The organism is Xenococcus sp. PCC 7305, from assembly GCF_000332055.1.
GTDB lineage: Bacteria > Cyanobacteriota > Cyanobacteriia > Cyanobacteriales > Xenococcaceae > Xenococcus.
On record NZ_ALVZ01000050.1, the window covers coordinates 1 to 9,814 of the forward strand.

The following is a 9,814-nucleotide window of genomic DNA, read 5'->3' on the forward strand; positions in this document are numbered from 1 at the left end:
GTGAGTGAAGACAAACCCTCTAAGCAAAAAGAGCTCTGCGACATCTCGATACTGAGTTTATAGCGTACCCGACAGAATATCACTTGAAAGATAATGTCTGTGGGAACTTCAACATAGTTGAATTGAGTATTGCTACGTTCATTGTAAATTCGACGATATAGCTTACACCGGAACATTCTATAACCTAGATTAGTAGTTCTTTGTAGCAGTGAAAATTTAGTTGAGCAACAATGTGGACAATTCATTCCAAGCTTTTGTCATAGAATTTATGAAACATAGCTTATCAGAATCATTTTTGGCTACTCAGTTCTGACAGATTAAGTTTGATAGGTATCATCATAAATTGTCGTGTACAAACTAATGCTATTTTTTCTTTCTGTATTGTTACTACTAAGAGACCAATCGTAATTATCCAAAAGACCTTTTGTATTACCGAATCCCTGAGTTAACCCAAAAGTTAATTGACTTTCACGACCAGATTGACTTGTCTCTATATGAGAAAAATTCTTATACAATGACCAACTCAAAAATACTTCGGTATCAATATTATTACTTCTACCAAAAGTATCAATGTTAAATCCAATTCGATTTACTTGAGTACCAAACTGATTACTGACACCAACTCAAAAGCCGTAGTTACTATTAGTTTTCAATAAAAATATTCGAGCTAAAACGATACAATACCACATAAATCAATACATACTTAATATACTTTTTATTGTAAATATATTCTAAACTGAATTAATAACTATCTATTATATTTTATATATCAATATATTTACTTGTAAAATGCAACATTTGTTGAAAGATTTATCTAATTTTATAAGAGAAGATTTTATATAAGTTCTTAACGGAACTTTTTCGATTTATTTCATATAGATGTACTTGAATTAATAGGATAGATAGCATGTCTAGAGTTATTAAATATCAAGTATCTGATGAATCAACAGGTTTTTACAGTCTGAGATGGATTATCACAAACCCCTGGGGGACGACCGTTGAGTCCCCAAGCCTCTGAACTATTAGACCTTGCTAAAACAAGATGACAGTTATAAGTTTTGCCAAACATCAAGAAAAGCATCAGATGAGTCAAAAACCCAACGTTACTATCCTGACAACATCCCCCGAGGATAAACGTTTCACGCCATCTATGTTAGGAGCTGCGGAGAGGGCAGCTCGCCACCTTGAGGATATTGTCGAAGAGCTGACAAATATCATATTTCTACTGTGGCGATTATGCCTTTTCTCCCCCTTGATGTTGGTTCTAAATTTACAGATGATGAGCAATTAGCTGTTTTTATAAACAGTGGTACATCTAGAAGTTCTCTTCTAGCTTTTATGAAAGAGCTACAACAATTGACTGAGTGTGGAGAAGGTGGTTTAAGATGCTTCTCTACTGAGGGGCCAGCATATGCAAAATACATAGAGGGTTACGATAAAAAACCTATCTATTGTTGCAGAAACGCAGCACAAAATTAGCTGTTGATTCGCCAAGCCCGTGAGCTATTAAGCCTTAAAAATGACACTGTAGCAGTTGAATAAAGTCCTAGTTCTTCATTGATTCAATTTTTACTAAATATCTTTACTAATCATTAGGAGAATAAGCATGGCCAGAGTTATTAAATACGAAATAGCTGATGAATCAACCGGTCCATTAAATTCTGCCACCGAACCAGATCTAGCAATTAATGGCAATAATCAAGTTCTCACCCTCAATCCTGTTATTGATAATAATGCTCCCCAAGAATCAATCAATGGCTCTAATGGCTTATCAATAGTTTCAGATTCACTTTTGGTAACAAAAGAGGCTCTTGATACAATTATTGAAACTTCTCTCAAAAATGACACTGACCAAATTGGCAAAGCAAAATTATGGTTAACAAAACCACTTGCTGTTATAGGGGGAGGTTTAAATTTTGTCGATGAGTTTCAAATACAACGTGCTGCTGGCGAGAGTGTTTTTACCGCAACTTATGTGGCCACTGGGGAGACTATTATTGAAAATGCCGTCACTTCAGCCGCTGCTATTGGGGGGATTTTGGACTGGTCTGCTCAAAACTCTGGTCCTTTTTCCAGATTTGCCATTAGTGCGGGAAACCAACTAACTTTCCTTGATTTTTATCGCGAAAATTCCGAACAAAATGTCCGCAATTGGTTTGCTAATGGGGCTAGTTTTTGGGAGGACTCTTTTGTTAATGTTGCTAATCTCTTTAACGAACTAGGAGCTAGTATTCCTTCTCTATCTTCATTTGCTTTGGGCTCTGATGTGACGGTTCTCAATGATGCTGAATATGATAATTTTCAATATATCAAAAATCCTCCTGGCAGCGACGAAATTACTTTATTTACTACCTACAATATCCTTGATGCGACTAACGATACTGGGGATGATTTAGTTATCAGAAATAGTCTTTTACTGGTTAATACTAATCAACATTCAATTATTGATGGTGGCCCAGGCCAAGATACTATTTCCTACGCATCAGCTATCTTACCGGCTGGGGTTGAAATTAACCTCAATCTTGGTTTTAGCAGTTCTCTTGACCTTAATACTGGTTTAGGTAATGGGTTTCCTATAGATGTCCTGGATAATTTTGAGAATGCGGTTGGTACTCCCCTTAGTGATCTGCTTATCGGCAATAATTTGGCCAATAACCTGACCGGACTAGAGGGTAATGATACTTTAATTGGTGGCGAAGGTTATGATTTTTATTTATTTTCTGATAATCATGGCCATGACTTCATCGATGATGCTGATGGTGATGGCGAGCTCTCTTTTGTTAATAGCAACTCCATCGAAGGTGTTGCAGAAATAATTAGCGATGATACTTGGGAATTAGATGGTTACTTAATCGAGGAAGTTAGCGGCGAGCTAGGCGAAGAGCAAATGAGATTTAGCCGCATTTTATCTGGTACCCCGGAATATCCTGTATTAGACCCTAATAATTCCCTGACAATTAATGACTTTTCTGAGGGTGAAACTAAGTTAGGGATTACTATTCCTCGAACTTCCGAGATCCAAGTTCAAGTATTTTCTCCAGATCTTCAGTCTCTTCTCGGAGCTCCCCTAATCAGTCTTATTGATGATGATGTCGAGTTTGATGAGATTCAAAATAGTTATACTGATTCAAGCTCTGCTGGTTTATCTCTGACCGATTTATTATTTCCTAGTTTTTCTAACTTATTTGGGTTATTTACTAGTGACAATAGTAGCCGAATAGTTGATGTCAATATCGATCTTGCCTATGACAATCAAGGAGGCGGGAGTATTTTTTTTGAAGTCGATGATGATGAAGATTCGAGCTATTTTGCTAACGCAGATTTTAATGGCTATGTTTTTACTGACATCTATGATGAAATCCCAGCTATTGAGAATGTTATTATCAATGATTCTCTAAATTCACTAGGTCTAGAACATTCAGACATTTCCTTTACTGAAGATACTATCGAAGTAAATGTTTCTGGTCTAAGATTTAGACCAGGACTTACGGCTAAGTTAGATATTCAGTTTGCCGACATTAATAATCTTGATGAACAACTCCCATTTTAAAATAATTTCAATTAGAGTGATGTCATGGATAGCATGTCTAGTGATAGACAACATTTGTTGAAAGAAATTCTAAAACTAATATAAGAATATTTTGTATAAGATTTCTAGCTCATAAGTGGCGAAGAAATTAAAGATCAAAATGTTGTCTATTTTTTTATGACCATGAAAACAAGAAAAATTATTGCTATTTCAATGCTTGCACTCTTTATGAATTTTGGAATACAAAAATCTACAAAAGCTATTCCTCTACAATGGATAAAAATGGGGATAGAAGTTCTCGGAATAGCAACTAGTATATGGGTAATTACACAGGACAAAAGCTTAGCAAATCAAGAAAAAACTGAAGATTCAATGGCAAGATATTTTCCCATTGAATCTTTTCCCAGACAATCTTGTGGAGATCCACTACCTTCAGACTCTTCAATGTATCCTATCGAATATAAAGCTGTCAGTGTACCTTACAGTTCAAGTAACTTAAGTACGATTAAAGCAAAATATTGTTCTGATGCATTGCCTGTACTACGTAAATCAGACAATCAAAAAGTAATTCAAGTAGCTTCATTCTATGATATGGAGAAAGCTGGTGTGTTTTCTCAATTTTTGGCTAATAAATATGGTAAAGCTTATCTTTCCAATGAACCAACAATTGTCAAAAAACCATAAAACTATATCAAATTCAAAGATCTGTAATCGTATTCAAACTGGAGTTGTTTTAAAATGAGCGCCTATAGTTCTTCTCAGAGACTACGTAATGCTGGAGTTCAAGTTCGAACCGGAACACACTGGGGAAAAACGTTAATTGCTTCATCTTTAACTTTGCTTATTACTCAACCCGCCTTATCTTTCCCTTTTACCAATTTTAGAGAAGCTAAAATCTTATCGATTAGTGATTATTCAGTTAACCTGAGTATGGAAGGAACAACCAGTGAGTCTAGTCATTCTCTAGGTTCTACAAAATTCCATTCTTGTGGTTTAAGTGTAGAAGATAAGATTCAATTTCGGACAATAGAAGATTTACCTATGTATCAAGAATATCGTAAGACGTTGTCGGAGCATGGTAGCTGGTGGCAAAAAATTCTTGAAAATATGGTGCCTAATGAAAAGCAGATTGTTAGAGTGAAGGGCTGCTTCAATGAGACAGACGAAGCTAACGAAAGCATAAAAGAAGCAATCAACAGACTAGAAGAATAATGGCTGACAAAAGAACCTAAAAGCAGGACTAGAAAACAGCAAACCCCCATATTCGGGGTTTTCTTTCCGCCGCGTTCAAAAGCTTGCAGCATTCTATCTTAATCACTTAGATTTCTTGTCTAGACAATTGGGTGCATTTCAATGGTCTGTTTCTCATTCCATTTCTTTTATTGGCGCTCCATAACTCTTTAACTTATCAGTAACTATCACCCTAGGAGTCAATTTTTGTTTCTTTACGAGCTTTTTGAGTAATCTTTTAACAGCTTTCTTATTGCGTCGTTTTTGAATCAAGATATCTGAGGACTTGTCCTTCACTATCCACTGCACGCCACAACCAATGTCCTACTCCTTTAATGACAATTCTGACTTCTTCTAGATGCTATTTATCGGTTGATTTTCGACGATTAGTTCTGATTTTCTTAGCGATAGGAAGACTGAATTTATTTACCCAATTTCTAATACTTTCATAGGTTACTTCCACTCCTCTGTAGAGCATCATCTTTTCAATATCGCGCAAACTTAAGGAGAAGCTATTGTAGAGCCAGACACAATGACTGATTATTTCTGCAGGAAATCGGTGGCGTGCATAGGGATTATTATTCATTTCTCTATTATTTCACACCCTTCTTTGTTGACCTGACAGTCCCTCCAATGTAACTGAGGCCGTAGAAGCAGAGCGCAAAGCATGGCAGAATCGAACCTTAGATGAGTTATATCTCATAGTTTTTCTCGGCGCTTTAGTTGTTAGTTAGTCCTGTAGAAGTAGTGATATAAAATAATCGCTGAGATTTAGAAACTTCTACAAATGCCGATTTGTCCTTATTGTTCTTCAGAAAAACTGTCAAAAAATGGTCATATTCACAATGGAAAACAAAGATTTAAGTGTCAGGATTGTGGTCGGCTCTCTTGGTGCGCGTTCCCTTGCTGAGGGAGCCTCAGCAAGGGAACGCGCACCGCAGTTTGTCCAAAATCCAACCAAGATAGTGATTGATCAAGAAAAAAGAGAATTAATTGATAGATTACTCTTAGAGCGAATTCACTGGCAGGAATTGCTCGCGTCGCACAAGTTTCTGAGAGATGGTTGCAATCCTACGTTAACAAGAAATATGCTCTAGTCCCGCGAGAAATATCAGTAACCGCAAAAAAAAAGGGAAGTTAACTATTCAGTGCGATGAATTATGGTCATTTGTTGATCACAAAGGTAATAAGCAATGGGTTTGGCTTGCATTGGATGCTGATACTAGGGAAATTGTAGGAGTTCATATTGGCGATCACGATGAACAAGCTGCTAGAAAATTATGGAATTCATTGCCGCCAGTCTATCGTCAGTGTGCAGTTGTCTACACTGATTTTTGGACTGCATATGGTGCCGTTTTTCCTTGTAAACGTCATCGAGCTGTAGGAAAGGAAACAGGCAAGACTAGCTATATTGAAAGATTTAACAATATTCTTAGACAAAGAGTATCTCGTTTAGTTAGGAAGACTTTATCTTTTTATGGCGTTGCTGAATTGAAACATGAATTAAGATAAATTCGTATGACAAGAAATCAAAAGAAGTAGCTATGCAATGCCCAGAATGCCAGTCAGAGCATATCCGTAAAAACGGCAAAAATAGACAGGGAAAGCAGAATTATATTTGTGTTAACTGTCATCGTCAATTTATTGAGAGTTATGAGACTTATCGTGGTTATAGTGATGATGTAAGGCGTGAATGCTTGAAAATGTAAGTTAACGGGATGGGGTTTCGAGCCATAGAAAGAGTTAAAGGGGTTCATCACACCACAGTTATCAATTGGGTTAAACAGATAGGAGAATTACTTCCTGATGCTTATGAGCCAGAAGTAATTCCGCAGGTCGGAGAGTTGGATGAACTAGAGACTTTTATTAGAGCCAAAAAAACCAAATTTGGCTGTGGACGGCAGTAGATCACTTTAAACCAGGTATCTTGGCATGGGCCATTGGTGAACGCAGTAGTCGAACTTTTCAGCCCCTATGGAAAATTGCTAGTCAATGGGATTGTTACTTTTATGTAACCGATGGCTGGAAAGTCTATCCCAAATTCATTCCTGATGGCGACCAGATTGTCAGCAAAATCTATATGACTAGAGTAGAAGGAGAAAATACCAGACTTAGGCATTACCTTGCGCGATTACATCGCAAAACTCTTTGTTACTCTAAATCTTTAGTGATGTTAAAACACTCAATTCGTTTGTTGATTCATTATCTCCGATGGAATGATGTTCCTGTTCCCTATCGTTTCATAGCTTGATTCACCAACGCCCTTTTTCTAAATCTTTAGAAAATCATATAGGCGCTATCTGGTATTTCATTCGCCATTACAATGAATCATTACTTGTTTAGCACTACCAGTTGTTAAAGTACGCCATGAAGGAAGAGTAATTAATAAAGCTATTCATCTAGCATTGGGAGTGAATTTAAAGGTAGATTTCCTTTATAAGTATTTACTCCTTACACAAACTATTTGACAATCTCGTTAATTTTAGACGACTACTTAGCAGAATTCCATTCTTCTATAAACGAATCCAGAGTGTGGACAACACCTTTTTGCTCATCTTCAGGATAATAAGAAGAAGGAGTGCCTCCATAGGCTAAATCATGATAAATGATAACTTTAGCCTTTCTTCCGTTGATATTATAGATTTGTGTGACGTATAGTTCTAAAGTGTAAGTCACCCCGTCAATGTTATCGTGAGAATAACAATCAATGTTCAATATTAATTTTGGATTAGACTGTTGAGTATTATTTGGAATTACTGGGATCCCTTTATTTTGTAAATAAGATAAAACCTCTCGACGATAGTAATTTTTGCTTCCACCCCGAGAACAAAAATCTTCGTCTTTTTCTATGTCAAGTTCTAATGTGGAAATTCCTTTTAGGTTATCTTCCATAGATGGTTCTTGTTGAGCATTTACCATTCTTTGATCAGTAGATGCAGTCAACAACATAAAAATAGAAATAAACAAAGTAGAGCTGATAGATAAAAAATTTAATCTTGATAAGATTTTGGAAAGACTTTTATAGTTAGTATTCATTTTAATATATTTTATTTTTGGATTTATAAAGATACTAGTAGGGTTAGATATTAATTTAACTGTTAACTATACAACTAATGACTTGCTTGCTACAAAGTTTAATAAAGCTTAAATAGTTGATAAGTTACAAGCTATAATGGTGTACAGCCGAGATACGAATACTGTTGGCGAATTCAAAAAACACATTTTTAGGCGCTCGCGACGAACCAAAGAATCAAGGCTGATGGTAAATAATCTAAAATAAACTCATCGGGCATTTGGTTAGTATCATGTGTTTGACACTGGTTCCGCTTTAGAAACCAGTGCTAAACTCTAGTTTTTTACTATTTAAAGGCTTTGTTGAACAGATTCAATCCCTTATGTAGCAAGGGATTGAATCTGTGAATATCGTGAAAATACCATTTTTGACCGATCTTGATCACTAAAAGCCTTGTGGAGTCTATTTTATTTATGCAACAACGCCACTGAGAGAGTGAATTCAAAAAACCATTCCCCAATGTTGAAGTGAATAAAAACTTTAATCTATAGAGGATTAAAGTTTTTATTACTTAAGTTAACAATCTGGATTCTGACCAGTAGCTATAGCTCCTAGAAAAAGTACAACTGCTCCAATAGCTTTAACAGCAGTTCCTAATCCTCCAGAAGATGCGGCATTAGCTAAATTTGTATTTGAAGAATATTTAGCTAATTCTTCAGCTGCTTTTTTAGCTGCTCTTCTTGTATTTTCTTCGTACATTACTCGATCTTTAATATCCATAATTAAGGCCCCTAGGCATTGTAGTAAGACTACAATTTGATAGAACAATAGCGAATTAAAAACTTAGAGTATCCCCTAAAGCAAAAATTCTACTTTAGTCAGCTCGTATTGTTTTTCGCTGGAAAAACTTTATCGTTTCTCTGGTGAGGAGTTCTACCAACAAATGTTGATTTTTCGAAATCATTGATTTTGTTGATTTATATTCGGGTTGTGATAAAAGTTGGGGGAGAATTCAATGATTTTTTCTATAAACTGCAATTTGCCTTACAGACAATCTTTTCTTGCTTATTATTGGTGCCATAGAAGGTAATGCTATGAACAGTTCCTCCAAAGAGAAATCTCGTCCAATCAATGTGAACTTGTAAAAGACGATTAGTTTCTCCATTGATTTCTGCAAAGGCTGATATTTGACAATCCTGACCTTCAGATTTTGCAGCCTGAATTACGATAGGTTTTGAAATTCCTCTTCCTCGAAATCCATTAATTTCCAAAACTACTTCGTTTCCCGAAACAGTCTGGTTAGCAATCCCAAAGATTGGAACTTCAATCGAGAGCAAACCTTCTAGCTTGCCATTTGCAAGTTTCCAGTAAGGATAGGCAGGTGAAGATGGCTTCAAAGAACAATCGGGATTAGTTTGTACTCCATAATGTACCTGGTTTCTGTTATCGCTTTTGGTGACGAAAAAAATACTATTAGGTTTAAAAGCATAAGAGTATGTAGTTGGGAGTAATAACAATGTAATTACGCTGCCTATAAAAGAAAATTTTAATAGCTTTTTTTTGCCACCAGGAATTGATTTTAACATTCGCTGTAATAACCTCTGTTTTAAGTTTTTTCTTAAGTGGTTTTATATATTCTTCTCTAAGACCTCATTAAACAGACATATCCAAAAAAAAACTCTTAAGAAATGATTAAAATTATTGGACAAACTCTACGGTAGCTAATCTGTCAGAACTGAGTAGCCAAAAATGATTCTGATAAGCTATGTTTCATAAATTCTATGACAAAAGCTTGGAATGAATTGTCCACATTGTTGCTCAACTAAATTTTCACTGCTACAAAGAACTACTAATCTAGGTTATAGAATGTTCCGGTGTAAGCTATATCGTCGAATTTACAATGAACGTAGCAATACTCAATTCAACTATGTTGAAGTTCCCACAGACATTATCTTTCAAGTGATATTCTGTCGGGTACGCTATAAACTCAGTATCGAGATGTCGCAGAGCTCTTTTTGCTTAGAGGGTTTGTCTTCACTCAC

The 9,814-nt window shown here is 35.8% G+C and carries 10 protein-coding genes and 4 pseudogenes; 7 read left to right on the top strand and 7 right to left on the bottom strand.

Annotation, left to right across the window (positions count from 1 at the left end):
- Positions 1-245 (bottom strand): annotated as a pseudogene (locus XEN7305_RS30175) (IS6 family transposase); the annotation flags it as partial.
- Positions 246-317: 72 nt separating this feature from the next.
- Positions 318-527, bottom strand: coding sequence for a hypothetical protein (locus tag XEN7305_RS01035; protein ID WP_144053171.1), 210 nt, complete (start codon positions 525-527; stop codon positions 318-320).
- Between the two features lie 515 nt (positions 528-1,042).
- Here XEN7305_RS01035 and XEN7305_RS28465 point away from each other — a divergent pair.
- The 4 genes from XEN7305_RS28465 (at position 1,043) to XEN7305_RS01055 (ending at position 4,741) form a co-directional block, all read left to right on the top strand.
- On the top strand, positions 1,043-1,291 hold the full coding sequence (locus tag XEN7305_RS28465; RefSeq protein WP_144053172.1) for a hypothetical protein: 249 nt from the start codon (positions 1,043-1,045) through the stop codon (positions 1,289-1,291).
- A 315-nt stretch (positions 1,292-1,606) separates the two neighbouring features.
- Positions 1,607-3,550, top strand: coding sequence for a hypothetical protein (locus XEN7305_RS01045; protein WP_006507456.1), 1,944 nt, complete (start codon positions 1,607-1,609; stop codon positions 3,548-3,550).
- A 162-nt stretch (positions 3,551-3,712) separates the two neighbouring features.
- Entirely contained in the window at positions 3,713-4,213 is a 501-nt protein-coding gene (locus XEN7305_RS01050; protein WP_040896303.1) for a hypothetical protein, read from the top strand.
- A 54-nt stretch (positions 4,214-4,267) separates the two neighbouring features.
- Positions 4,268-4,741, top strand: coding sequence for a hypothetical protein (locus tag XEN7305_RS01055; RefSeq protein ID WP_006507458.1), 474 nt, complete (start codon positions 4,268-4,270; stop codon positions 4,739-4,741).
- 153 nt (positions 4,742-4,894) lie between these two features.
- Here the strand turns inward: XEN7305_RS01055 and XEN7305_RS30180 are convergent, their stop codons facing one another.
- Together XEN7305_RS30180 and XEN7305_RS30185 are read right to left on the bottom strand one after the other, a co-directional pair.
- Complete coding sequence (locus XEN7305_RS30180; RefSeq protein ID WP_369792502.1) at positions 4,895-5,032, bottom strand: DDE-type integrase/transposase/recombinase; 138 nt, start codon at positions 5,030-5,032, stop codon at positions 4,895-4,897.
- Positions 5,010-5,102: a hypothetical protein gene (locus XEN7305_RS30185; RefSeq protein WP_071591307.1), complete on the bottom strand. Its 93-nt coding sequence runs from the start codon at positions 5,100-5,102 to the stop codon at positions 5,010-5,012. Before XEN7305_RS30185 ends, XEN7305_RS30180 begins: the two co-directional genes overlap by 23 nt.
- Before the next feature lie 444 nt (positions 5,103-5,546).
- Here XEN7305_RS30185 and XEN7305_RS28000 point away from each other — a divergent pair.
- A pseudogene (locus XEN7305_RS28000) lies at positions 5,547-6,235 on the top strand (IS1 family transposase); the annotation flags it as partial.
- Positions 6,236-6,303: 68 nt separating this feature from the next.
- Positions 6,304-7,010: pseudogene (locus XEN7305_RS28005) on the top strand (IS1 family transposase).
- A gap of 239 nt (positions 7,011-7,249) precedes the next feature.
- Here the strand turns inward: XEN7305_RS28005 and XEN7305_RS01085 are convergent.
- The 3 genes from XEN7305_RS01085 to XEN7305_RS01095 form a co-directional block, all read right to left on the bottom strand.
- Positions 7,250-7,795 (bottom strand): hypothetical protein, encoded by a 546-nt coding sequence (locus XEN7305_RS01085; RefSeq protein WP_006507465.1) that lies wholly within the window; start codon positions 7,793-7,795, stop codon positions 7,250-7,252.
- 553 nt (positions 7,796-8,348) lie between these two features.
- Positions 8,349-8,552 (bottom strand): hypothetical protein, encoded by a 204-nt coding sequence (locus XEN7305_RS01090; RefSeq protein WP_006507466.1) that lies wholly within the window; start codon positions 8,550-8,552, stop codon positions 8,349-8,351.
- Between the two features lie 245 nt (positions 8,553-8,797).
- A complete protein-coding gene (locus XEN7305_RS01095; RefSeq protein WP_006507467.1) occupies positions 8,798-9,358 on the bottom strand; it encodes a DUF4833 domain-containing protein in 561 nt (186 codons plus the stop codon).
- A 211-nt stretch (positions 9,359-9,569) separates the two neighbouring features.
- On the opposite strand from XEN7305_RS01095, the pseudogene XEN7305_RS30190 reads away from it, so the two are divergent.
- Positions 9,570-9,814, top strand: a pseudogene (locus XEN7305_RS30190) (IS6 family transposase); the annotation flags it as partial.